Source organism: Rhizobium sp. BK591 (assembly GCF_014195045.1).
Taxonomy (GTDB): domain Bacteria; phylum Pseudomonadota; class Alphaproteobacteria; order Rhizobiales; family Rhizobiaceae; genus Rhizobium; species Rhizobium anhuiense.
In genome coordinates this window covers 390,039-413,793 of record NZ_JACIAZ010000004.1, presented here as the reverse complement: position 1 = coordinate 413,793, position 23,755 = coordinate 390,039, and the positions used below count along the sequence as shown (strand labels likewise).

Below are 23,755 nucleotides of genomic sequence, written 5' to 3'. Positions count from 1 at the left end.
ATGATCAAGGTAGGATGTCATCGAGCTCCGGCATCAGAACGACGCTCTCGTTGGCGGCGGGGTCATTGCGGGCACCGAGGAACTCGGCGTTTTCGGTGCAGCGATTGACGGCCACATGGGGAACGCCGGCCGGAATGAAAAGATAGTCGCCGGCGTGGACCAATTCGCACTGTTCGAGCCTCGACCCCGACCAGATCTCGATCTCGTGACCCGCGGTCATGAGAAGGGCCGTCTCGTGTCCCTCATGGCGATGGGCCCTGGTTCGTCTGCCTGCGGGTAGCGAAATCGTCCCGAGCCACAGCATGGTTGATCCGACGCTTTCCGCCGAGACGCCCGAGCGATAGACAGACCCCTGCTCGGCGACATGGCTGCCGCTCCCGCGTACGACTTTCGCGGCTAACAGATGCGGATTTTTCGGTTGCGTTGCTTCGTTCTTCATCGCTTTCACCACTTCAACCGCTGCACTGGAGCAGACTGCGCGTTCAGCCGGCGCAAGTCCTGAAGCGGGGCCGAAAAGTTTCCGAAAAGCTGCGAAATCGCGGTATCATTCCCGGCCATGAACACCCAGCACCTTGCCTTCGGCCACTTCGAGTTCATTGCCGAGAACGGATGCCTGTTTCGCGACAATAGGCCTGTCGCTATCGGCGCCCGAGGTGCTTCGCTGCTTGCCGTTCTGCTTTCGGCACAGGGGGGTGTCGTCTCCAAGTCGGCCTTGATGGATGCCGCGTGGCCGGGATTGGCCGTCGAGGAAAGCAATCTTTCCGTTCAGATTGCCGCCCTTCGCAAGCTGCTCGGCCCCGCATCAGACGGCAGCGGATGGATCGTCACGGTTCCGCGGGTCGGCTACAGATTCTCCGGTCCGGTGGAGAGCCGGACCGATGCAGCCGATAGCGGATGGCATGCGCAGACCAGTTCGATCCCGGCGATTGCGGTACTGCCGTTCGAGAATCTCGGCGGCGATGCTGAAAGACAGTATCTGGCCGACGGCATCACCGACGACCTGATCATGGCGCTCGTCCGGTTCAGATGGTTCCGCGTCGCGTCACGTGGGGCGAGTTTCACAAGGAGGAATGGCTCGAGCGATCAGCAATCTATCGCGCACGAACTTGGCGTCGATTTTCTGGTGGATGGAGCTGTTCGGCATGCCGGCGATCGGATACGAATATCGGTGCACCTCGCCGACGTCGCGAAAGGCGCCACCGTCTGGTCCGAACATTACGATCTTCAGGTGGCCGAGGTATTTGCGGTGCAAGACGCCATCGCCGAACGGATTGCAGCGGCGGTCGAGCCCGAGCTGCTGTTGCGCCATGGGCTTCAGGTCGCTCCGCACACCGGCAACATCACTGCCTGGGATCTTGTCCGGCAAGGCACATTCCATTTCCACAAGGTCACGCAGTCCACCCACCTCATGGCCCGGCGATTTTTCCGCGAGGCCACGGAGCTCGATCCCCTGCTGCCGGAGGCGCAGATCTGGCGGGCGCGGGTCAATGCGGGCCTCATTGCCTACGGCTGGACCGATAACCCCGCCGCGGACGGGAAGGAGGGTTTGGATGCGGCGCTGCGCGCGATCTATCTCGACGCGCGAAACCCGTATTCGCACTATGCGCTGGCGATTGTGTCGGCCTATACAGGCAGGGCTGACCAGGCGATCCTCGCAGCGGAACGGTCCATCGAACTCGGTTCGAGTTTCGCGTTGGGCTATCTCGTCCTCGGCATGGCCCGTCTTTTTTCGGGTGATGCCGCCGGTGCGCGCAAGCCCCTGGCTCGCGGCCTCGAACTCAACCCCCATGATCCGCAGAATGGGGTTTGGTTCGGCCTCTTGATGCTTGCATTGTTGTTTTCGGGCGACGTGGAGAGCGCGCTCGAAACGGGGCGTACGGCGTTAAAGGCGCGGCCTGACTGGCCGGCGCTTCTGCGCATTCAGGCGTGTTGCCATGCGGCCGCGGGACATCGTGAGCAGGCTCGCCGCTTTGCTACGGCGGCCAGCGACTTTCCCGAAGCTGCCGGCGATGCGCTTGGTCCTTTCAGAGATGGCAACAAGGAATGGGCCACCCGCCTGGACGAGCTGCTGCGAGAGGCGGAACTTTAGAACGACCGGTTGGCAAAGGCCGCTCAGGATCGGCGCCGAAGAAGCCTGAGGATTTCTACGGTCGGGTGAAAACCGCCGTTCGGTGATGGGAAATTCCAGTCGGGATCGGCTTCATTAGCCGTCGCTCAGTCGCAAAACCTCAAACAAAAGTTAGACTTTCACAACCTGGATCTGCAATAGTGTTGTCTGATCTCTTTCCGTGCAGCGCCTCGCGCCCTATCGCGGACGACGATCTACCGGGTGATGAAGCGGTTGGGTGTCAAGCGCTCAACGCCGTAAGACATGTGGAATCCGGGAGTGTCGATTGATCGATCATCTGTGTGCGTCGAACTGGTTTGGGAAAATCAAATGAAGGAGCGCCTGGTGATTGCTTGCGTGCTCGTTGCCGCCGCCTACATGGCGCTCCCGACAGAAACTCGATTGTCTACCCCTATCAAGCCAGACGGCATCCCACCGGCGAGCGAAACGCCGCCTTCCAGGATCTACAAGGATGCTTCAGGGCGCGAGGCGCATATTGCGACGCCCTTGCTAGACAAATTCTCCTATGCCGGAGATGCCGACCTCTGCATCGAACTACAGGAAATGACAAAATCCAATGCGGATGCCGCAGAAGAGCTTCTAGACGCCTGCGGCAACATTTCAACGGGCAGCGCAGCTGAGATAAGCCAAAAACGTATCTGGTTGGCCATGATCCTTGGCGACGCGGACGAGGAGTATACTTATTCTCTTTCCGACAACGAAACCGATCGAAACAGGCGCGCTGTCCTGGCAATCTCGATGCTGAGAGCCGCACTGGATGCGGCTGCGCCGGATGCTGCGAAAGAAGCCTTCTCTGCTCTCGATAGCCTTTGGATCGCAAATAATGCGAGCGGTGCCTCTACCGGTTATTATCCACCCTTCCTGTTTGGCTCTGCCATGAAAGCTGAATCTGGTGAAGCGCTGTTGGCCCTGTGCCCGCTTGCCGGTCGGACCGACTGCGATAGGTTCGTACCAAGCGGAATGCCCAAGGCTCTGGAAGAGCTTGGGCGCTGGAAATCCAACGAGACCCTGCTGTTGCGTTCTGCAGAACTATTGGAACGTGAACACAAAGGCATCAAAGATCCAGACAAAGAAGCGGAGCTCGACTTTGCTGAGGACTTTTCTGCAACGCTGGGCTATGCCAATGAGCTCAATCCAGGAAACGGAAGCGCTCACGCCAGGCGGGGTGTGAAGCCGCTGGAGGAGTGGCTGAGCAAATTTGAAAACAGCACCGATGAACGTGAATTGCGATACATCTATAGCAAACTTGGCACAGCATACGGACGCATCGCATCGGATACCCAGCAGCGCACAGACGCTGAAAAGGCTGTAAAATTCAATAGTCAGGCATTTGAAATAGCCAGAAAATTAGACAAGGACGGCCCCAGCTGGGAAAACATGGCGAACCTTGGCGATGACACGCTACTCCTAGCCGAACTGAGCCAGCAGGAAGCTGGATTTCAGAAAGCGTTGAAGCTTCATCGTGACGCATACGCGATAACGGAAAAGCAGAATTCGCAAGACGCTTCCGCCTATATGAATATGAAACTTGCGCGGACCCTGCAGCACTATGCAAAGGCAGAGCTTCCTTCGGTTCCGAAAAACGAGAGGATCGCGATGTTGGACGAGGCGGTCAATTTAGCTGAAGGCGTCAAGCCGCTATTCGAACAGACGGGCACATCACTCTACCTTCGAATGACGAACAACGTCCTCGCTGAAGCAAAAGCCCAACTCACCTCGCTCCACCAATCGAAATTGCCTTGACAATCCGGCCTATGAAAAGGCGCCGATGTCTAATTCATGGTTTCCGTTGAAGCGAGGTAATGCATCGTGGAAGCGGCTGATTAATCAAAGTCGTCAAGCGGGAGTTTCCCGGCCTGGTAAAGCCTCATCCGATTTGCGGGAGAAATATCCGTTTCACGCATCGAATCGCCCGCCCCTTCTTCAATGCAACCCGCCATTAACTTTCAAGGGTCACAAACGACTTACGGACCTGTGCGGCTTTATCAACGACGGTATTGCCCGACTTTCTTAATTCCGCCCGAATGAGTTGTGGCGGTCTTCAATCACGGACAGGACGCCGATGCCGTGAAGTTGCCCATTGGTCGCCGGTATCCGGTGACACGAGCAGCAGCCGTGCCGGCTGTTGATTGAAACATGTCGGAGACGATGCGGTTCTCCAAACTGGCCATGAGGGCTCTTCGCACAACAGGAGCCTGTTCATATGCCTCGCGTCCAACCGACCAGACCCCAGGTGGAGATCCTTGTCTGGCTCGCGGTCTTCCTGCTTCTCTTCTGCCTGTCGTGGTTCTTCCACTGGCATGAGGGGCTGGATGCGTTCATCGAGAAGCATCATGACTATCCGCTGGACCACGCGCTCCTTGCCCTGAATATCTCCGGGTTTCTCGGGCTGATCTATTCCGCACTGCGGATCCGTGATCTCTCGAGGGAGGTTCGTCGCAGGCTGCAGGCCGAAAAGAACGTGGACTGGATTGCCTGTCACGACACGCTGACCGAACTGCCGAACCGCAGATTTCTGGAATCCGTCTGCGCGCAGTCGATGAGCGATCAGAGGGCACAAGAGACCTATGCCGTGTTCAGCATCGATCTCGACGGCTTCAAGAAGATCAATGACCTCTTGGGGCACGATCACGGTGATGCGGTGCTGAAGGCCGTTGCGCAACGGCTCTCCTCCCTCTTTCCGCGTGAGCATGTCTTCCGCCTTGGTGGAGACGAGTTTGTCGTTCTGGCGCGGCGCACGGGAAATCCCGATCTTGCCGCCTTGGGGAACCGCATCGTGAGCGTGATCGGCAAGCCCTTCACATTCAATGGCGTCGCCGTCGACCTCGGCGCCAGTGTCGGCTTCGCGCTTTATCCGGAGAACGGTGATGACCTCAGCCAGGTCATCCGACATTCGGACTGCGCGATGTATGTCGCCAAAAAGCAGGGGCGCGATCTGGTGAAGCCCTTCGTGCCTTCGATGCAGGAAGAGTTGGCGAAACGGATTCGGGTGGAAGCCGATCTGAGAGCCGCCATCAGGAAGGCTGAGATCGTTCCCTACTATCAACCGCTCGTGGACCTGAAGACCAACAAGATTATCGGTTTCGAGGCACTGGCACGCTGGAAGACCGCTTCCGGCGAATTCATCCCGCCGAACGAATTCATTCCCGTGGCGGAGGAAGCCGGACTGATCGTCGAATTGACCGACCAACTGCTTCGCCGCGCCTGCACCGATGCGCTTTCCTGGCCAAGCGAGCTCGTCTTGTCGTTCAACCTTTCCCCGATCCAGTTGAGCGACCGGTTGCTGGGCCTCCGAATTCTCAAGATATTGGGCGATGTCGGTCTGCCGGCGCACAGGGTCGAGCTCGAAGTGACCGAAAGCGCCATCATCCAGGACGCCGTCACGGCACGTATCGTGCTCGACGATCTGGTGAACGCCGGCGTCAGGATCGCTCTCGACGACTTTGGAACAGGCTATTCCAGCCTCTCGCAGCTCTCCAACTACCGGTTCGACAAGATCAAGATCGACAGGAGTTTCGTCGCTTCATTCGAAACCAACGACAAGCAGGACAAGGTGATCAAGGCGATCATCGCTCTCGGCGCCGGGCTTGGCGTGACGATCACCGCCGAAGGCATCGAAGAGGAGAGCCAGCTTCAGCGGCTTCAGGATTTGGGCTGCGACATCGGCCAGGGTTATCTGCTCGGCAGGCCAGCCCCGGCCGAGATGCTCGCCGCAGACCATGTCAGCGCCAGACTTTCGCAACGGCGCTGACGGGTCGACGGGTCTTACTTGGAATTCTTTGTCGCGCTGCTTTGTTGGAAATGCTCTACGGCGCCGTCGATATGAAGCCAGTGATGTTTTGATTGTTCAAAGATGGACAGGGCAGGAGCCGGAGATCGCGGGTCTGCCAACGCACCGATGGCAACACCGGTAAAACCTGGCAGGTTGTCGGCCCTCCAATAGACCGTAGACCCGCAGTTCGGGCAAAAATAGTTGCGGATCTTTCCACCGCTTGCGGCTGTCCGGTTAAATTCACGCTGGCTTCCCGAAACGGCGACGGAGTCCGAGGGATAAAACGCACCGACGCCGAATGGACTGCCAGTTCTGCGCTGGCAATCGAAACAATGACATGCAACGACCAATCTTGCCTGCTGCGAGAGTGTAACGGTGAGTCCACCGCAACTACATTGCGCACGGGTCATTCGGAATCTCCGGATATTTTGGGATAATCGGCAAAGCTTGGCACCAGGGCAATACGCCTGGCAGTGCTGCAGTCGCCACTGATGTGGCCGATCAATACAGCAATCTTTGCTCAAACAGGTTATGACAGGACCTGGGAGTTTTCAAGCGCGTGCCTATTCTTGGCGGATGCGAGGTCGGGCATTCCGTCGTTGAATCTATGCAAGGAGCAGCGTCGCGGCGTGTCCTTCGAGGCTTCGCCCTGCGGGCTGCGCGCCGCAGGATGAAGACAATTGGAGTGCCGCGACAAGGTCAGGTGTTCAAGCCGCCGTCCACCGTGAGAATGGTTCCCGTGATGTGCCTTGCAGCCGGGCTCGCGAGGAAAGCCACAGCCGCCGCCACATCTTGCGGCTTGCCGTAACGACCAAGTGGGATCAGCGCACGCTGGAAGTCGGCGAAGTCGCCATCGGCGGGATTCATATCGGTGTCGGTCGAGCCCGGCTGGACCAGGTTTACGGTGATATCGCGAGATCCCAGTTCCCGAGCGAGGCCGCGGGTAAACGAGTGAAGCGCGGATTTTGTCATGAAATAGACCGTACCGGTGTCACCGACGATGCGTTCGGCACCGGCCGAGCCGATCGTGATGACTCGGCCTCCCGCCTGCAGATAGGGAATGGCGGCCTGCGAAGCGAGCAAAGGCGATCGCACATTGACATCCAGCAGCGCATCGATGTGCTCGACGCTGACGTCGGCAATCGCACCGTAAAGCGCGATTGCGGCATTGTTGACGAGAATGTCGAGACCGCCAAGCGCCTGGGCGGCCTCGTCGACCGAACGCTTCACGGCCGCCGGATCGGCACTGTCGGCCTGGATGGCAAGCGCCTTGCGGCCCTTGTGCTCGATCGCCCGGACGACTTCGGCGGCGCGATCGGCCGAACGCTCATAGGTGATGGCGACATCAGCGCCTTTGTCGGCAAGCGCCAATGCGATGGCGGCGCCGATCCCACGCGAACCACCAGTGACGAGGGCACGCTTACCAGCCAGTTCTGTCATGATCTTCTCTTTCTGTAATGATCGATACATAAATAGCTAGGCGCATTGCCGCGAGGTGTCAACGGGTTTATATAATGATCGATGCAGAAATCGGATGAGAACCGGAAAGTCGATGACAGCCCTGCCCGCAGCCGCGGACGGCCGCGGGCGTTCGATCGGGAAGCAGCCCTCGCCCAGGCGACCCGTCTGTTTTGGATCAAGGGCTTCGAGGCGACCTCAATCGCCGACCTCACCGAGGCGATGGGGATCGGATCGCCGAGTCTCTACGCCGCATTCGGCTCGAAGGAGGCGCTCTATGCCGAAGCGTTGCGCCACTATCGCGAGGACAACGAGGCGCTGGTCTGGGCAGGCTTCTTTTCGGCGGGCACGGCCCGCGAAGCGGTCAAGTCGCTTCTGATGGATTCGGCCGCTGTCCTGACCGGCTGTGTCGTGGATATTCCCCGCGGCTGCATGGTGACGCTGTCTTCGGTCGGCAGTGAGGGCTATGTGGAACTCGGCGAACTCGTGCGAGCCGCCCGCACCGTGACGCTCGACCGCCTGAAGCTGCGCCTGAACCAGGCGATATCAGAAGGCGAAATTCCGGTCTCGACCGACGTCCATGCGCTCGCCCGCTTCATCCAGACCGTTCAGAACGGCATGTCGATCCTGGCCCGTGACGGAGCGAGCCGTAGCGAACTGGAGGCAGTCGCCGAGTTGGCCATGCTGGGTTGGGACACTCGAACCGCGGATGCCGAACGCGGGCAAGGCTGATCGCGTTTCAAATATCGCTGCGTGGATGCTCATGTGTCACCTTGGTCAATCGTCTCGGAAGCTTCGGGCGACCACTTCATCAGCGCTAGAGCGGTTCACCTTCTCATGGAAACGCAGAACCGCTCTAACTTTTTGTTTTTACACAATTCCGGACGGAAAACCGCTTCGCACTTTTCCCGGAATTGCTCTAGGCTGAGACGAGGCAGTCTCTTCTCACGCCAAATTTCATACGAAGTCCTGAGCCGCTCCCCGGCACATTCCAATCCCGCGGAATCGCCTGGCTCGACCGAGGTCGATCTGGCGGGATTTTCCGGAAAGTCACGGGAGGCGGTTGCTTTTGCATTCTTTATCAGCCATTCTAGAATGAGCAATAAAGAATCGGAGCGACTATGGGCCGGACGCGGGAATTCGATGAGGAGGCGGTGCTGACGGGGGCGATGCACATCTTTCGCAAGCAGGGCTATCAAGGCGCATCAATCCGGGACCTCGAGGAGGCGACGGGCCTCAAAGGCGGCAGCATCTATCACTCCTTCGGCGACAAGGCCGGCCTCTTCGACGCCGCGTTCGGACACTACCACCGGATTGTCCTGGAAGGGCGGATCGCGCGATATGCGCCGCCAGGGAGCGGACTTCAAGGCTTGCGCCAACTGTTCCTTTCACTCCTGCATGAGCCCGACGACGGCTCCCTCGGCTGCCTGATCACAAACACGGCGGTGGAATTCGGCGGTGGTGTCCAACCGCATCCCCGTGTCGAGGCCGCGCTCGGACTCCTCCGCACCACATTCGGCGCGAGGCTTACCGAGGCGTCGACCTTCGCTCGGGATGCCGATGGCGCCAAGGCGACGAGGACAGCCATCCGCCTTCTTGCCCTCTATCAGGGCCTCCTCGTGCTCATTCGCGGCGGCGAAGACAAGACCGGCCTGCGGCAGGCAATAGAAGACGAATTCAATCAACTGGAGACGCTGTCATGACACCTGAGGCGCTATGGAATCGATATGCAGCCATCTGGTCGCTGGATGCTGCCGCTCGCGAGCCGGAAATGCTGGCTTGCCTCGCTGACGATGTGACCTATTGCGATCCGAATGGAGCGATCGCGGGACGAACCGGTCTCTCGGCTTACATGGCCGGATTTCAGGAGAGCGTACCGGGAGGCCGGTTCAAGATATTGAGCGTTCTCCATCATAATGAACGTTCGCTGGCACGCTGGGCACTGCGCCGGGAAGACGACATGGTCTTGCAGACGGGCACCAGCTTCGGAGTGATTTCCGATGGCCGGCTCGGCGCGATCACCGGCTTCTTCGATCCTCTGGCGCCACAGCCGCATGAGTAGCGAGGCGACACGCAGGCTGGCGCTCGACTTTGCGGGCCAGATCGCTCCAGCCGGCTCCATCGATGTCCGACGCTTCTTCGGCGGATCCGCTCTGGTCCGAAACGGCGCGCAATTCGGATTCGTCATGAAGGGCATGTTGTATCTCCGCGTCGACGATGCGATGCGCGCGGAGTTCGAGGCCGATGGTTCCGAACCGTTCAGCTACCGAGCGGCCGGCAGAGAGGTGACGGTTCGCCGCTACTACGCAGTCCCGGCCCATGTGATCGATGATCCCGCATTGCTGCACGCGTACTCGCAGCGGGCATTGCACGCTACGCCCACGGCCGGCCACAAACTCTCCGACACGATGCTCGCTTTCAACCCATCTGGCTAATGCCGATGCCAGGCCCGGCCTTCGCGGGATCGAGCCTGAGCGTCAAATCTCTCCCGCCGAGGGTCCCCACACATCCGTCAGGGCGAAGCCGTTCGGATGCGGGTCGAAGGGGTCGAGGGCCACCTGGGTCAGGCCGAAGGTGAAGCCGCGGCCGGTGATGGTGGGGATGACGGCCGGGCGGCCAGCCACCTCGGTCACCGCCTGTAGCCCGACCTCAAATTCCGAGCCGATGATCGATTTCGAGGTGAAGGTGTCGCCGACCTTGGCTTTGCCGCGGGCATAAAGGGTGGCGAGATTGGCGGAATTGCCGGTGCCGCAGGGCGAGCGGTCGGCCCGGCCGGGCCACATGGTGGTGCAGGTGCGCACCGTGCCGTCGGCTTCGGTATCGCGGAACATGACATAGGCGACACCGGAGATTGCCGGGATCTCGGGATGGACGACCTTGATGTCGCGGTTGATCAGTTCCTTGAGGATCATGCCGGCCTGGACGAGGCCGGCGGCATTGGCCTTTTCGATCGTCAGGCCGATCTGGCCGACATCAACAAGCGCATAGAAGATGCCGCCATAGCAGATATCGGCCTTGATCCTTCCCCAATGCGGCGTGTCGACGCCGACATCGAGCTCATGCACGAAGGAGGGCACCATGGTGAGCTTGACCTTCTCGCAGCGCCCGTCGCGGCAGGTTGCCGTCGCCTTGACGAGGCCGGCGGCGGTTTCGAGCGTGACGATCGTTTCCGGCTCCTGCATCTCGACGATGCCGGATTCGAGCAGGGCGGTGGTGACGCAGATCGAATTCGAGCCGGAGCTCGCATGCGCCTGGTCGGGCTGCAGGATGACGAAGGCGGCATCCGCGTCAGGATGCCGCGCCGGCAGCAACAGATTGACCGAGCCGATCGGCGCGCCGCGCGGCTCCAGGCAGAGGAAGCGGCGAAGCTCATCGCCCTTCGGATCGGTGTTCAGCCAATGCAGCTGGGCGGCGATGGTGTCGCCCGGGATTTTCGGCACGCCGCCGATCGCCACGCGGCCGATTTCGCCCTCGGCATGGACATCCAGCAGCTGGATTGTGCGCTTCCATCTCATATCGAAAACTCCAGTTCGGACGTGACGGGTGACGCCGCCATCGACGCGGATCGTTCCAAGTTAATACCGGTCTATGCGGAACGGGGTCAAATCGACGGATGGTTTCGCCCCGGTCACCATATCGGCGATCACAAGCGCTGTCGTTGCCGAAAGGGTCAGGCCGAGATGGCCGTGGCCGGTCGCATAGAAAACACCCGGCATCTTCGAGGACGGCGAAATGATCGGGATCGTATCGGGCAGCGCCGGGCGATGACCCATCCATTCCGTCGCCTCCTCGACCTTCAGGCCGGGCAGCGCACGCTGGGCATGGCGCACCAGCACCCGGGGGCGGCGGAAATCCGGAGCCGCGTCGAGACCGGCGAGTTCGACATTGCCGCCGACCCGGATGCCGCCCGCCGTCGGCGTCACCATGAAGGCGCGATGCGGCCAGATCACCGAATAGCGCATGGAGATGCCGGGCTTCATGATCTGGGTGTGATAGCCGCGTTCGGTTTCGAGCGGGATCGGCTCGCCGAGCTTTGCGGCGAGGAAACGGGTGTGGACGCCGGCGGCAAGCACAACCGAACCGGCTTCGATGCGCCTGCCATCCTCGAGGAGAATGACTGATGTGCCATCGCCCCGGCGCTCGATATTCCTCACCCCGCCGGAAACGAAGGCAGCACCGGCGGCCAGGGCGGCGTCGGTCAGTTTGACCACCAGCCTGTAGGGATCGCGGATCGACTTATTGTCGGGGAGCAGCACGGCTTTGGCGATCGCCGGTGATAGTGCGGGTTCGTAATATTGGATGGCGCCGTTGCTCAACACCTCGAATTCGAGACCGTAGCGCTGCATCATGGCGAGATGCGCGCGATCGGCGGTAAATTCCGCCTCGGTCTCGTAGATCGCCAGGCAGCCCTCTTCGGTCATCAGCTCGGGCGCGCCGATCGCCGACAGCATTTCCTTGAAATCGCCGAGCGCCCGGTGCGACAGGCTCATGCCGGCATCCTCGATCGCTCGGAGCCGCGACGGCCGGCCGGCGGCGAGGAAGCGTAGGAACCAGGGCAGCATTTTTGCCGCATAGGAGGGCCGCAGCCAGACCGGGCCTTCCGGATCGAGCAGCCAGCCGGGGATCTTCTTCCAGGTCGAGGGGCCGGAACCGGCGGCAAAATCCAGCGCGATGCTCGCCATATTGCCGAAAGAGGTGCCGCGTCCCGGCTCGCCCTTGTCGATCAGCGTCACCTGCAAACCACGCCGCTGCAGCTCGAAGGCGATCGAGGCGCCGATCACGCCCGCGCCGACGACAACCACGCTCTTCTTCGTCTCATCCGCCATGAATCAACCCATCGCACGGCAGACAGGATTGCCGTCGCGACTCTGATATATCAGATCTTCGATGATGCCTATGGAATTTTTACTGGCTTTCGGGGAGACCGGCACCGACGCTGTCGCCGACCGAACCGACGGTATTGTTCATCGACTGGCCGAGACGTTTCAGCTGGGCGTCGTAGTTGCGCCGGGTGCGCGGGTCGAAGATGGCGATCGGCGTGCTGACGGCGACGCTGACGGCACTTCCGGCGGTCTGGGCAGCGCCCATCGCCACCGCGCCGACGGCTTCGCCGAGCCCGACATTGGAATCGGTGATCGTCTGGCCGGCAATCAGCCGGTCGCCGATCAGCTTCACCACTTCGGGGCTTTCGGCGAACTTGCCGTGGTTCAGCCGGTCGCCGCCCTTGAGCTTGGTGAGATCGAGCACGGTGATGCCGGCCGCCTCGAGCTTGCTGCGATAGGGCTCGGCGGAGGGATCGATCTGGCCGAGGCGATCGACATTGCCGGAGATGCGCCGCGACAGCGCCAGAGCCCTGTCGTCCTGCGAGACGAAGATGGTGAAGTGCGGCTTGTCCTTGCCGAGGCTTGCGAACTGGCGGCCGAAGACGTCGACATCGAGATCGGGCGAAGCGAGGATGACATTGTTGATCTTCGAAGCGACGTGACCGTTGCGGATCGCCATCTGCCGCAGCGCCTCGACGGTGAGCCACGTGCCCATCGAATGGGCCATGATGGTGACGTCGCTGACAGCGGGATTGGCGGCGGTGCGGGTCAGCAGCTCCTCCAGCGCGTCGCGGGAATAATTGGTGCTTTCCTTGTCGTAATTATAATCGAAGATGCTGGCGCGTGACGGCCAGGTGAAGACGACCGGCGCGACGTCGGCATGCGAATCATGGACGATCTGTGCGAAGCGGTAGACGGCGTCCTCATAACGATTGTTGAAGCCGTGGACGAAGACCAGCACCCGCCGGCTCTTCGGCATGTGGCTCTTCAGCCAGGTCTCGCCTGCCCGCTCGCCTTCCAGCGGATCGACGGAAACGGTGACGAAATCGCGCAGCGGATCGGCCGGCAGCCGATTTGGCCATTGCACCTGGCCGACCTTGCGATTGACGTCCGGCGGAATGGAGACGTCGACGGCATTGACGGCGAGCCCGGTGCCGCGTTCGCCGGAGAACAGCACGGCGGGATTGTCATCGGCAGCCCGCGTCGTCGCGACGAGCAGATCGACCTTCGAGGTGCCCGGCGGCACGCTGCCGGCCGCCTGCATGACACCGACCGGCCTGCCGCCGCAGCCGGAAAGCGCCATGATTGCCACCAGAAGACCTGTCAGAGCCGCACGCGAGCCGCGCCTTTTGCCGATCATGACCAAACTCCAATCGGTTCACGCACCGGACAGGCGGCGCCCGTTCAAATAGTCCGACGAGGCTTGCCGAGTCAAACCGCGCGGGCTGGAAGCCTTTTGTTTGCGCAATCCCGGACCCGGACCGCGGCGCAGTTTTGCGGGATTGCTCTTGAACTTTCTGCCGTCCACGGCGTTTTTCCCGATCGCATTCAATCGATGGATCACGGTGATGAAATTGCTCGGGATCACATGCTTATCGACGTTGGTGCTGATGCCGTCTCTCGGCTCGACCGAGACGCTCGGCGAGGCCGAGATCCGCCGCGATATCATCGGCAGGACGGTCTACCTCTCCACCCCGCTCGGCGGCGAACTGCCGCTGATCTTCCGCTCCTCCGGCAAGGTCGACGGCAACGGCAAGGCGATCGGTCTCGGCCGCTATTTCAAGCCCAGCGATAGCGGCAGATGGTGGATCGACGCCAACCGCCTCTGCCAGAAATTCCAGAGCTGGAACAAGGGCAGGCCGATGTGCTTCGCACTCGAACGCACTGGCGCCAACAAGGTCAAATGGACCCGGGATAACGGCAGGACCGGCGTGGCACGGATCGGCAATTGATCGATTTCGATGGGGAAACGAAAAAAGCCCGACGCGGGAGGAGGTGCGCCGGGCTCTTGATCCTGACTGACAACTGGGAGGAGGAGTGTTGTCAGTCCGATGTAAGAGCGCTGGGAGGAGGAGTGCGCTGCTTACGAAGATAGTAATACCCAATTCTTTTGATCGGGAATAGCGAAAATACCGCAATGCAGCAATGCAATCAGCGCATGGCTTGCCTCTAAAATAACAGGCCAACGCCTCATTTTACGGCATGTTTGACCATGTGGTCAAAATTCTGCCGAAAATTGCGGCCTGGGAGATCGGCGAGGCTGGACCCTCATCCGCCTGCCGGCACCGACCGGGTTCGAGCCACTGGTCTCGACCCGTCCTTCGGACCTCCGCAAACGGGGCGAAGGGGATATGCCGCGCCCTCTCCATTCCCACCTCGGCTCTCGCATGGCAGGTCCCCTCGCCCCGTTTTTACGGGGAGAGGGTTACGGTGAGGGGCAGCCACCGGGTGCAAATCAAGCCGCCTTGAACACCCTCCGACCCTCGGCATCGAGAGCCGCGAATTCCTCGTCCGACAGCGTGATATCAACCGCCGCAACGTTTTCCTCGAGATGCTTGACCTTTGAGGTGCCGGGGATCGGCAGCATGACCGGGCTGCGCTTCAGCACCCAGGCGAGCGCGATCTGGCTGGGGGCGGCATTGTGCTTTCTGGCGATCGTATCGAGCAGCGAACCCGGCTTGGCGAGATCGCCGGCGGCGAGCGGATACCACGGGATGAAACCGATATTGTGCTTGGCGCAATAATCGAGCACGTCCTCGCTGGTGCGGTCGACGAGATTGTAGCGGTTCTGGACGGTCGCGACCTTGAAGTGCTTCGACGCCGCTTCGATGTCGGCAACCGACACTTCGCTCAGCCCCGCATGGCGGATGAGGCCGGCATCGAGCAGCGATTTGATCGCGTCGAACTGTTCCTTGGCCGGCACTTTCGGATCGATGCGGTGCAACTGCCAGAGATCGATCTGCTCGACACCGAGATTACGCAGGCTCTTATGCGCCTGCTGGATCAGATATTCCGGACGTCCGACGGGCAGCCAGATGTTCGGGCCGTGGCGGGTGAGCCCGCCCTTGGTGGCGACGACGGACTTGGCGGCATAGGGATGCAGTGCCTCCTTGATCAGCCATTCGGAAATATCGGGGCCGTAGGAATCGGCCGTATCGATGAAGTTGACGCCAAGCTCCGGCAGCCGCTTCAGCGTGCGGATAGATTCGGCATGATCGGCGGGCTCGCCCCAGATTCCGTCACCGGTCACGCGCATGGCGCCGTATCCGAGACGGTTGACCTCGATCTCGCCGCCGATCTTGAAGGTGCCTGACTTGGCTGCGTTGTAACTGGACATGGTCTTTCCTCTCTTGGGTCAATAGATCACTGAAAGTCGATGAAACGGTCGGAGATGCCTGGGCTTTTGGGATGCCTTCGAGCGCGAATGCGCCCTGATCGAAAGGAATGCCGGCATGGTGATGACCCGCCCATCGAGATGATGAATGAGAATGTGGTCGCTGCGACGCTTGCACATATAGGATGGCACTGCAGGGATAACAGTGACGGCGATGAAAACATTGCCGTCGGACGGACGCGCAGCGCGTACAGGCGACTGCGAGGCGCCCTACGTCAAAGCCTGGTCTTCGCCTGGTCGCCGAACTCCGCCAGCATTTTCCAAAGCTCGGCGAAGATCTCATGCGCGAAATCCTGCGGCGAGGCGCCTGCCGGGCGCTGCTGCCAGAGTTCGCCGCCGACGCGCAGCGCGCCGATGACGATTGCCGCCAGGACGCGCATCCGCGACCGCTGCTCCGAGTCATTTCCCCTGCGCAGCAGCAGCGCCTCGGCGAGCTTCTGTTCGAGCTTGGCGTATTTCAGCTGGTCGCGGGCTTTCAGCGCCGGCGTGCAACGGATGAGTTCGCCGAGCGCCAGGCCACGCTCGTCGACGGAAGCGATGACGGTTGTGGTGATCGCGGCCTCGACCGCCTCGACGGAGGATTCCTCTACAGGCCTTGCGGCGATTTCCGCCATCAGCCGATCGGCAAAGCTATCCTGCCAGGCGAAAACCACCTCTTCCTTGGAGGGGAAATAGTCGAAGAAACTGCGCTTGGAGACATCAGCCGCCTCGGTGATGTCTTCGATCGTCGTGGCGTCGAAGCCGCGCTGGAGAAAGAGGGCCATCGCCGCGTTTTCGATGCGCTCGCGCGTCTGCCGCCGCTTGCGTACCCGCCGGCCCTCCCCCGTCTCCGTCCGCTTGCTCTCAGCCATTCCTGCCCGGCATCACAATTCAGCCGCCGGTTTCGTTGGAAAAAGCGGCGACATCGTCGATTTCGGTCTCGCTGTTGCGATAGTTGAAGCGCTCGCGCGATAGTTCCAGCGGCTTACGGCGCGAAATCCTGTAAACGGAGGCCGGCGGCAGGTTGCGGACCGTGCCGCCGATGCGCACCGCCTTCAGGCCGAGACGGTCGAGGATCGGCCGCGGCACCGGGCAGCGCGGACCGTAGGTAAATTGATAGACCGCCCCGCCCGGCCGCATATAGGCGAAGGCGCCCGCCATGATCGAGGCGATCTTGCGCGGCGACATGGAGAGCAGCGGCAGGCCGCTGACGACAGCGCCAACCGGTTCGCCGTCGAAAATATCGGCATGAGCGAGCTGGGCCGCGTCCATCTGCAACACACGCGCCGTGGGGAAACGCGCCTGCAGAGAGTTTATGAACTCCGGACCGTATTCAATCAGCGTCAGATCCGCCTCACTGACGCCGCGCGCCAAAAGCGCGCGGGTGAAGACGCCGGTGCCCGGGCCGAGCTCGATGATCGGCCCGTCAAGTGCGGCAATTTCACTGGTCATGATCCTGGCCAGCGAATCGCCCGACGGCGCGATGGCCGCGACGCGAAGCGGGTTGCTGATCCATGAGCGGAAAAAATGCAGGAAATCGGAGCATGCGGCCTTTGCGGTCATGACTATCCCACCTGTCTGAAATTCGATTGATTATGAAAAGCGACCATCGCGGCGAGCATGGCAATTCCAAGGCAGACAGGTCAATCGCTCTTCGATGCGGCTTATTGCAGCGCCAGCATCCAATATTGTTTGATTCTGTACTTATTGCATTTTTGCATTTGATGCAAGGTATGGGCGTGACCGTTGCGGAAGGCCATGTCGTGGGCTGGGGTCCCGCCCCTCATCCGCCTGCCGGCGCCGACCGGGGTCGAGCCACGGGTCTCGACCCGTCCTTCGGACCCCCGCAAACGGGGCGAAGGGACCATGCCGCGACCTCTCCGTTCCCACTAACCTTTCGCGGGGCACGTCCCCTCGCCCCGCGAGCGGCGACGCCGAAACAGAGGTCACGGATATGTGAGCGGCACGCCGAGCAAGAAAAAGGCGGCTCGTCGCCGCCTCTTTCCTGTGCCGGCTCAATAGCCGTTATCACACGGCATGCTGCCGGGGCCGATCGATCCAGAAAACGTAGGGTTGCACATTTCCGGTGCTGCCGGCCTGTTCACCGGCTCGCGGATAATGGAGCCCGTGGTGCCGGCTTCGACGCCGAAGGCGGCCAGCGGATACCAATAGCCATCGGAATGGCGGCGGGTGCCGGGGCGTTCGGTGCGGAAGCCCTGATAACCATGCCAGGATCCGGCATGTGGTTTATATTGCACCGTTTTTACCTCCGAAATACCGGGCGGGAAAGCCGTCTGGACGGGAGCCGCCTGCACTGATGCAATCGAGGCGATGGCGAGAAGGGTGGCGAGCGCGGCGGTGGAAGGGGCAAGTCTGAGCATTTTCATGATAAACCCTCCTTACTGGATTTATCTCGGGAGAATGCCTTCCCCACCGGCGGAGTTCCGTGGCTCACATGCAATTCCAAAACTCGTGATTGCAGGCGATCCGGCGTGACTAAATCGCCGAAAAACGTGAAAAGTCGCGATCAGAAGAGGAGCTCAAAGAGCAGCCGGGCTGCACCGTGAATTCTCTGTTCTCAATTCGCGTATAATGTCCGGTAGCCCTGGCCGGAGAGGCAGGCGACATATTGACGATGGGCGGCGGCGCGCGCCGTGGTTTCCGCCTCAAGTTCATCGGCCCCGGCATAACCGGTCAGCTGGGCGCGCAGCTGATACTGCTTCCGCGCCTCGTCATACATGGCGTTGCCGTCGGTCATGCAAATGCCGTGCGCAACAGAAGGCGGGTTGACCGGCACGCCGACTGCCAGGAGCACGGGATCATTGGCATGGTCGACACAGCCGGCAAGCGCCGTCATCATCGCCAGGGCAGCCAGAGCCCGAAAAATTCCCACCATCATGCATTCCTCCGGCCGAAGCGCCTCTGAGATCATCAGAGCTGCGGATACATCAGGAAGGTTGCGCGAAACTAGGCAAATCACCCTTTCAGACAAAAGCCGCCGCTTGTCTATTTCGGGCATGCGGGCCAAGAATGGCGGGCGCCCCGAATATGTTTAAAATATTGCTAAATTATTACATTGATGCTTACTTACAATAGTAGACACTAATCTCTCCGGGGGAGGAAGATTATGGCTTCGCCGTGGGTAAACGACGCACTGTCACATGCACAATCAGCGTTTTCCAGCAAGATCAACACGGATATCCTTGAGGTTGGGGGCGGCTCTCGCACGCATATCCCACTAAAAGGCGCGCGATATACGGTCCTGGACATCTCCAAGGAGCAGCTCGAGAAGAACAAGGACGCCGCGGAAAGGATCCTCGGCGATGCTCAAACCATCGACTATGGAGATCGCCGCTTCGACGCCTGCGTGTTCTGGGACGTTCTCGAGCATTTGGAAAACCCGCGCTCCGCCTTGTTGAGAGCCCATGATACCTTGTCTCCCGGCGGTCTGGTGTTCGTCAAAGGTCCGATCCTCAGTTCCGCCAAGGGGATCTTCACCGACCTCACACCCTGGTGGAGCCATGTCCTGTTCTATCGCTACGTGCTGCGGCAGAAAAACGCGGGGAAGCCGGGCTATGCGCCGTTTCGCGTCGAGCACGCCGCCGAGGCATCCCATTCGGAGATTGCCCAGACATTGAAGGAACTCGGCATGGATATCGTCTTCGTCGGCGAATATGTGTCGACCCAGGTGCATGCGCTCAAGGACAGAATTCCCCCGCTTTATTGGCTCTATGAGGCTTTCGGCCTTCTGCTGCGCGCAGTTTCGGCCGGAAGGATCGGGGGACGGGAGACGGAGTTCCTGATCGTCGCCAAGTGCCTTCGACAGTAACTCCCCACCAAAATCTATATAGCACTGCGGAATCCCGAAATTGGCTGCGCTATTGAAATCATTCCATATTTCCTGATGCCGACAGCTCACGAAGCGCGGCGAATTTCGGAATCCCGAAGCGGGGGAATTTCGGAATCCCGAAGCGGGGGAATTTCGGGATCCCGAAGTGGCGTTTTTTTCTTCCTGCCGACGCGACCGCGTTTGTCAGCGGCAATCTTGCGGTCGGTCTCGGACCATTTCCGGCATCTTTCGGCCGTGCACCGCTTCCACTCGTCTGTGGGCGGCGCGCCTTCATGATCACCGACAAAGGTGAGCGTGAACCGGTTGGGATGCGCGACCCCGCTGCCCGCCCGGCCGCGGCGAACTTTTATCAGCCCCTTATATTCGAGCTCGTCGAGCGCATCGGCCACATATTCGCCGGTCACGCCGTAGGAAACGAACTGCGGATGCGTCACGACAAGCTTGCCGTTTTCCAAGGCGGCGTGCGACGTGTGCTCGATGACGATGCGGAAGAAGGCGCGGCAGGCATTCGCACTCAGTGTCGTGAAGGCCGCAGATTCCAGCAACTGAATGGTGAACCATTGCCAGCGAAGGCACCCGTTATCCGTGCCGCTTGGCGGAGCAGTATGCTTGCGCACCATCGCCCGCGTCTTTCCCTGACTGGTTCGGCTTTTGTCGCGAGGGTTGAATTTGACCATCAGCCCCTCGCCCGCGTTGCCGGTCGATCCTTCGGCAATCTACTCACCCTGCGAGACCGGGAATTCTGTTCATAAAGCGGGCGACGGCCCAGGCTCGTCCCGGCGACCAACTCGCCGATAAGGAAAAATTTGCTCGACATCCGGCATTCCATGGTTGCAATCACGGCAACCTAGCGCAAGAACGATCCATGAACTAGGAAAATATTCTTAGTTTCGGTCTTACATCGTTCGGTTGCGTCTGCTAGGATCAGGGCGCTGAATCTCGAAGGGTAGGAGCGCGATGCGAATGATCGGCATGGGAAAAAAGAGCGTGGTGGTTTGCGGCAAGCGATTGCTGGTCTTGTTTTCGATCTTGCTGGCAAGCGCCGTCCAGGCCTTTCCCTGCGATCAGCCGGTCGTGATCTCGAATTGGTCGTTCTGTGCGACCGGCAATGTGAGCGCTGAGGGCGGCGCCGCTGATTGGAAAATCGTTCCCGCATGGACTCACCAGGACGCCATAAGCGCGTATTTCGGAAACGATCCACGGCTCCTGGCAAACCACGGGCTTTGCAACGCCAAATTCCGTCGCGTCGTCCTCTGCCAGCCGGGATGGCAAACGGGCAACCCGGATGAGTGCTCATACCTGGTTTGCAGCGGCTATTACTCATCCTTGTTCGGGAACGAAGAAAGGGAAGCCTATATGAAAGACCATCCGGACGAGCAATAGTTTTTCGATTCGCTGTCTTGGGGGCCTTTCGCTTCGCTGTCTTGGGGCAGAGACTGGAACGGCCGATGAGAAGTACTTGACCTTCTCCCGATCTCGATCTTGAAAACCTCAAGCAGTTTCGCGCAGGACGATTATCGCAGCCTCGGCACTACCCGTCCTCTTCATCAGCAAATATGCTCGCGGTCGGCGGCCGAACGGCGCCCCACAACCTTTAATGTTCAGAGGCCCTGCCCGCATGACATCACTGCATTGGAAGAGATTTGCCTGGTTTTGCCTGTGCCTCACACTCTCCCATCCGGCCTGGTCCGCCGGCGGCATCGAGATCCCGGGCTACGCGCCGGCGACGGGCGTCGAGCGCAGCTACCGCGTTCAAAAAGCGACTGAGACCGATATGTCGTTCTGGTTCGACAAGCCAGGCGCCTCGGCCATGACGATGCGCGGCGCGTTTCGCCAGCGTATGACGGTGCTGTCGCGGGATGAAGACGGCATGCGGGTCCGCTGGTCCCTCAGCGCCGATTTGCCGGCAGGCACCGCTGGCCTTGCCGATAGCTATCAGATGAACCTGCTCTATCGGAATTCTCTGACAGCCTATGGCACCGCCACGCTCGAATTCGAAACCGACCTGAACGGCAACCCGCGCACTCTCTCCGATGCCGATCAGATCGTGGCGCATATGCGGGAGATGGCTGCTGGCGGCGCTCCCTCAGCCGGCGCCTCCGCGGCGCGGGAAAGCGGGGTCTATGACATTATCGCCAAGCTGGAGGCGAACCCTCTGCAGATCGTTGCCGCCCTGGCGCCGGAAGCGCAACTGCTTGCCACAGGGCAATCCTACCAGGCGGAGACGATGGAAATGGGACAGGCCTCGGTGGCATCCCGAGACGAGGACTATGGCGGCGTCAATGTCCCGGTGACCTCGACCTGGACCCTGAAATCGACCGACGCAACCGCAGGCACGGCAACCCTTTCGCTGTCGGAGGAAGCCGATGCCGCAGCGTTCAGCCAGTCGCAGCAGCCGGTGATCGCAAATTTGATGAGCAGCTTTGCCGAGCGGGCAAAGAGCCTGACGGCCGATCAGCTGGCTTCCGTCAAACGCGCCAGCAAGAACCGAAGCGTCGAACTCGTGGTGTCCCTGAACGATGGCTCGACGCTCGAAGCGTCGGAGATCGTGACCGTTACCACGGGAGACGCAACGTTTCGCACATACACCCATATCCAACGCGAGGACATGCCGGCCAAGCTGCCGCTGCCTGCCGTGCTGACGGCAAAAGACTTGCAGACGCCTGATTTGGGCATCGAGCCGCTGCCATCGGCCAAGACCGGGCCGGGCATCCTGGATGAGCTTTCGACACCTCCTGCGCCGCCAACGGCATCACAAGATACGGCCGCTGCCGCAGATGATGACGGGGCCAAGGCAATCGCACCTGTCTCGCTTGCGGTGAAGAGTGCGGAGGTAGCTCTGTCCCCCGTGTCCTACGACCACGGACTGAATATCATGCTCACCCCGGAAAGCGCTGCCGCATTCCGCGATTTCACCCAGGCGGCATTGGGGCGACAAACGCAGATGCTGATCAACGACAATGTCGTCATGGAACCCTGGATGAGGGAGCCGATCATGGATGGCCGCATTGTTCTGTCGGGAACGGATCGGAAAGATTTGGAAGCGCTGGCGGAACAGCTGAAGGCTCCCGGCGCCAAGATTGTCGTCCGGCTACGCCCATGAAGGCGCCACCTGTGCAGTCTGCCTTCCCGGCGGCATCATCGGCCGCGCCCTGGTCAGCTGCCCCTCACTTCAGCCGCCGGGTCAATCGCCGATGGCAAAATGAACGGGGGAACGACGCGGGGCTTCAATCCTTTGCTTCGGGGATCAGACGTATCAAAGTTCCATCCCTCGCCGCAGCGCTGATTGCCGTTGCGATCTGCCGGAGCGGTCCATCGGCGACGAGCATATCTGGCGCAGGGTGTTTTCCCGGACCCGGATCGACAAAGGCTGAACACCGGTGATCCGAGTCGAGCATCGCCATGAACGATGTCGCGACGATTGCTTCGCCGCAGGCGGCGCATCGAAGAATGTACGAACCGCCATGGACGATCGATTCGGTTTCATCCAATCCGCAGGACGGGCAGGCCAACATATTGTTCATTGCGGGTGAGACTATGAGGCTGCGGCTAGAATGATGGCGATCGCGAGTAGCAAAGGACCCATCCACTTGAAGTGACGAACCACCGGCAGCCGGCTGGCCGGATTGCCGGGAAAGGGCAGATAACCAAAGCCGACGGACGCCATCCACAAGCCGGCGCAAAACATGATGATTTCATCGATATAGGCTGCGATCATGGGTTCTCCTGTCTTCGAAAGACGTCACTACAATCTCTCTCTCCGCAGTTTTGTGCGACATGCTTTAGCGGAGCCGTTCATCATAGGAATCGGCACGGGCCAGACGGAACAGATCGGGATAGAGACCCAACCATAGAAACACACCCTGGCGTCGTGTGCCAAAACGCTTGTGCCCTTTCATCATTCGAAAAGCCACATCACGTTTCGCGAACAGGTGGCCGCTATTGGCTGCAGCCAACAGAATGTCATCGGCTTCGTCGGCATGCCGCGCCAAATGGGGATGCGCCTCGATCGTCCTGTATTGCCAATAGAGCGACGATATCGGGTGATGCCGGTCTCTCCGGAACCATTCCAGCGCGAGTTCGGCGCGTCCAGCGTCGAAATGGTTGAGCCCAAGAGGATGAGCAGCGGACTCGTTTCCACCGTCATAGGCCAGCTGGTAGTGGTGAAGCGATTGATCTTTATCCTTTCGAACAGCATGGCCATACCAATACATCCAACCCAACACTCCATGAGCCCAGGCAGATCCGGCATTTGCCGCCTCCTCCAGCAGAGGCAAGGCTTCCTTATAACGCTTCTGTTTGTACAATTGCTGGGCCAGTTCCTCATTAGACGCAGTCATGCCAGCATTGC

The 23,755-nt window shown here is 60.4% G+C and carries 26 protein-coding genes; 11 read left to right on the top strand and 15 right to left on the bottom strand.

The window, feature by feature from the left end; genetic code table 11:
• Positions 1 to 4: 4 nt before the first annotated feature.
• Positions 5 to 439 (bottom strand): cupin domain-containing protein, encoded by a 435-nt coding sequence (locus FHX10_RS20205; RefSeq protein WP_028756136.1) that lies wholly within the window; start codon positions 437 to 439, stop codon positions 5 to 7.
• Between the two features lie 117 nt (positions 440 to 556).
• On the opposite strand from FHX10_RS20205, the gene FHX10_RS20200 reads away from it, so the two are divergent.
• The 3 genes from FHX10_RS20200 to FHX10_RS20190 all read left to right on the top strand — a co-directional run bounded on the left by FHX10_RS20200 (position 557) and on the right by FHX10_RS20190 (position 5,879).
• Complete coding sequence (locus FHX10_RS20200) at positions 557 to 2,089, top strand: winged helix-turn-helix domain-containing protein (RefSeq protein ID WP_028756135.1); 1,533 nt, start codon at positions 557 to 559, stop codon at positions 2,087 to 2,089.
• A 348-nt stretch (positions 2,090 to 2,437) separates the two neighbouring features.
• Positions 2,438 to 3,871, top strand: a complete 1,434-nt coding sequence (locus tag FHX10_RS20195; RefSeq protein ID WP_028756134.1) for a hypothetical protein — start codon at positions 2,438 to 2,440, stop codon at positions 3,869 to 3,871.
• A gap of 460 nt (positions 3,872 to 4,331) precedes the next feature.
• On the top strand, positions 4,332 to 5,879 hold the full coding sequence (locus FHX10_RS20190; RefSeq protein ID WP_028756133.1) for a putative bifunctional diguanylate cyclase/phosphodiesterase: 1,548 nt from the start codon (positions 4,332 to 4,334) through the stop codon (positions 5,877 to 5,879).
• A gap of 14 nt (positions 5,880 to 5,893) precedes the next feature.
• On the opposite strand, the gene FHX10_RS20185 is transcribed toward FHX10_RS20190, so the two are convergent.
• Both FHX10_RS20185 and FHX10_RS20180 read right to left on the bottom strand, forming a co-directional pair.
• Positions 5,894 to 6,310, bottom strand: a complete 417-nt coding sequence (locus FHX10_RS20185) for a GFA family protein (protein ID WP_082849692.1) — start codon at positions 6,308 to 6,310, stop codon at positions 5,894 to 5,896.
• 289 nt (positions 6,311 to 6,599) lie between these two features.
• Positions 6,600 to 7,340, bottom strand: a complete 741-nt coding sequence (locus tag FHX10_RS20180; RefSeq protein WP_028756132.1) for an SDR family NAD(P)-dependent oxidoreductase — start codon at positions 7,338 to 7,340, stop codon at positions 6,600 to 6,602.
• Positions 7,341 to 7,421: 81 nt separating this feature from the next.
• Between FHX10_RS20180 and FHX10_RS20175 the strand changes: the two genes are divergently transcribed.
• The 4 genes from FHX10_RS20175 (at position 7,422) to FHX10_RS20160 (ending at position 9,793) form a co-directional block, all read left to right on the top strand.
• On the top strand, positions 7,422 to 8,090 hold the full coding sequence (locus FHX10_RS20175) for a TetR/AcrR family transcriptional regulator (protein WP_028756131.1): 669 nt from the start codon (positions 7,422 to 7,424) through the stop codon (positions 8,088 to 8,090).
• A 389-nt stretch (positions 8,091 to 8,479) separates the two neighbouring features.
• The gene (locus FHX10_RS20170) at positions 8,480 to 9,061 is read left to right on the top strand and encodes a TetR/AcrR family transcriptional regulator (protein WP_028756130.1); all 582 of its coding nucleotides are present in this window, start codon (positions 8,480 to 8,482) and stop codon (positions 9,059 to 9,061) included.
• A complete protein-coding gene (locus tag FHX10_RS20165; protein ID WP_028756129.1) occupies positions 9,058 to 9,420 on the top strand; it encodes a nuclear transport factor 2 family protein in 363 nt (120 codons plus the stop codon). The genes FHX10_RS20170 and FHX10_RS20165 overlap by 4 nt, the downstream gene beginning before the upstream one ends.
• Positions 9,413 to 9,793, top strand: coding sequence for a TfoX/Sxy family protein (locus tag FHX10_RS20160; protein WP_028756128.1), 381 nt, complete (start codon positions 9,413 to 9,415; stop codon positions 9,791 to 9,793). Before FHX10_RS20165 ends, FHX10_RS20160 begins: the two co-directional genes overlap by 8 nt.
• A gap of 42 nt (positions 9,794 to 9,835) precedes the next feature.
• Here the strand turns inward: FHX10_RS20160 and FHX10_RS20155 are convergent, their stop codons facing one another.
• The 3 genes from FHX10_RS20155 to FHX10_RS20145 form a co-directional block, all read right to left on the bottom strand.
• Entirely contained in the window at positions 9,836 to 10,873 is a 1,038-nt protein-coding gene (locus FHX10_RS20155) for a 4-hydroxyproline epimerase (protein ID WP_028756127.1), read from the bottom strand.
• Between the two features lie 60 nt (positions 10,874 to 10,933).
• A complete protein-coding gene (locus FHX10_RS20150; protein ID WP_063474769.1) occupies positions 10,934 to 12,184 on the bottom strand; it encodes an NAD(P)/FAD-dependent oxidoreductase in 1,251 nt (416 codons plus the stop codon).
• Positions 12,185 to 12,263: 79 nt separating this feature from the next.
• Positions 12,264 to 13,541, bottom strand: coding sequence for an alpha/beta hydrolase (locus FHX10_RS20145; protein ID WP_184390100.1), 1,278 nt, complete (start codon positions 13,539 to 13,541; stop codon positions 12,264 to 12,266).
• A 208-nt stretch (positions 13,542 to 13,749) separates the two neighbouring features.
• Here FHX10_RS20145 and FHX10_RS20140 point away from each other — a divergent pair, with 208 nt between their 5' ends.
• Positions 13,750 to 14,133 carry a hypothetical protein gene (locus FHX10_RS20140; protein ID WP_028755437.1) on the top strand — a complete coding sequence of 128 codons (384 nt, stop codon included), beginning with the start codon at positions 13,750 to 13,752 and terminating at the stop codon, positions 14,131 to 14,133.
• 503 nt (positions 14,134 to 14,636) lie between these two features.
• Here FHX10_RS20140 and FHX10_RS20135 read toward each other — a convergent pair.
• The 5 genes from FHX10_RS20135 to FHX10_RS20115 form a co-directional block, all read right to left on the bottom strand.
• Positions 14,637 to 15,518 (bottom strand): aldo/keto reductase, encoded by an 882-nt coding sequence (locus FHX10_RS20135; protein ID WP_028755438.1) that lies wholly within the window; start codon positions 15,516 to 15,518, stop codon positions 14,637 to 14,639.
• A 272-nt stretch (positions 15,519 to 15,790) separates the two neighbouring features.
• Positions 15,791 to 16,426 carry a TetR family transcriptional regulator gene (locus tag FHX10_RS20130; protein ID WP_028755439.1) on the bottom strand — a complete coding sequence of 212 codons (636 nt, stop codon included), beginning with the start codon at positions 16,424 to 16,426 and terminating at the stop codon, positions 15,791 to 15,793.
• 19 nt (positions 16,427 to 16,445) lie between these two features.
• A complete protein-coding gene (locus tag FHX10_RS20125; RefSeq protein ID WP_028755440.1) occupies positions 16,446 to 17,117 on the bottom strand; it encodes a class I SAM-dependent methyltransferase in 672 nt (223 codons plus the stop codon).
• A 452-nt stretch (positions 17,118 to 17,569) separates the two neighbouring features.
• Complete coding sequence (locus FHX10_RS20120) at positions 17,570 to 17,941, bottom strand: hypothetical protein (protein WP_028755441.1); 372 nt, start codon at positions 17,939 to 17,941, stop codon at positions 17,570 to 17,572.
• Between the two features lie 191 nt (positions 17,942 to 18,132).
• Entirely contained in the window at positions 18,133 to 18,453 is a 321-nt protein-coding gene (locus FHX10_RS20115; RefSeq protein ID WP_028755442.1) for a hypothetical protein, read from the bottom strand.
• A 228-nt stretch (positions 18,454 to 18,681) separates the two neighbouring features.
• Between FHX10_RS20115 and FHX10_RS20110 the strand changes: the two genes are divergently transcribed.
• Positions 18,682 to 19,383 carry a class I SAM-dependent methyltransferase gene (locus tag FHX10_RS20110; protein WP_028755443.1) on the top strand — a complete coding sequence of 234 codons (702 nt, stop codon included), beginning with the start codon at positions 18,682 to 18,684 and terminating at the stop codon, positions 19,381 to 19,383.
• An 86-nt stretch (positions 19,384 to 19,469) separates the two neighbouring features.
• On the opposite strand, the gene FHX10_RS20105 is transcribed toward FHX10_RS20110, so the two are convergent.
• On the bottom strand, positions 19,470 to 20,081 hold the full coding sequence (locus tag FHX10_RS20105; RefSeq protein WP_028755444.1) for a hypothetical protein: 612 nt from the start codon (positions 20,079 to 20,081) through the stop codon (positions 19,470 to 19,472).
• 280 nt (positions 20,082 to 20,361) lie between these two features.
• On the opposite strand from FHX10_RS20105, the gene FHX10_RS20100 reads away from it, so the two are divergent.
• Entirely contained in the window at positions 20,362 to 20,787 is a 426-nt protein-coding gene (locus tag FHX10_RS20100) for a hypothetical protein (protein WP_028755445.1), read from the top strand.
• 235 nt (positions 20,788 to 21,022) lie between these two features.
• Positions 21,023 to 22,507 (top strand): hypothetical protein, encoded by a 1,485-nt coding sequence (locus tag FHX10_RS20095; RefSeq protein WP_028755446.1) that lies wholly within the window; start codon positions 21,023 to 21,025, stop codon positions 22,505 to 22,507.
• A 124-nt stretch (positions 22,508 to 22,631) separates the two neighbouring features.
• On the opposite strand, the gene FHX10_RS20090 is transcribed toward FHX10_RS20095, so the two are convergent.
• From FHX10_RS20090 to FHX10_RS20080, 3 genes are all read right to left on the bottom strand, one after another.
• Positions 22,632 to 22,928: a hypothetical protein gene (locus FHX10_RS20090; protein ID WP_028755447.1), complete on the bottom strand. Its 297-nt coding sequence runs from the start codon at positions 22,926 to 22,928 to the stop codon at positions 22,632 to 22,634.
• Between the two features lie 11 nt (positions 22,929 to 22,939).
• Complete coding sequence (locus FHX10_RS20085; protein WP_028755448.1) at positions 22,940 to 23,122, bottom strand: hypothetical protein; 183 nt, start codon at positions 23,120 to 23,122, stop codon at positions 22,940 to 22,942.
• A gap of 64 nt (positions 23,123 to 23,186) precedes the next feature.
• Positions 23,187 to 23,744, bottom strand: coding sequence for a sel1 repeat family protein (locus tag FHX10_RS20080; RefSeq protein WP_028755449.1), 558 nt, complete (start codon positions 23,742 to 23,744; stop codon positions 23,187 to 23,189).
• Positions 23,745 to 23,755 lie beyond the last annotated feature (11 nt).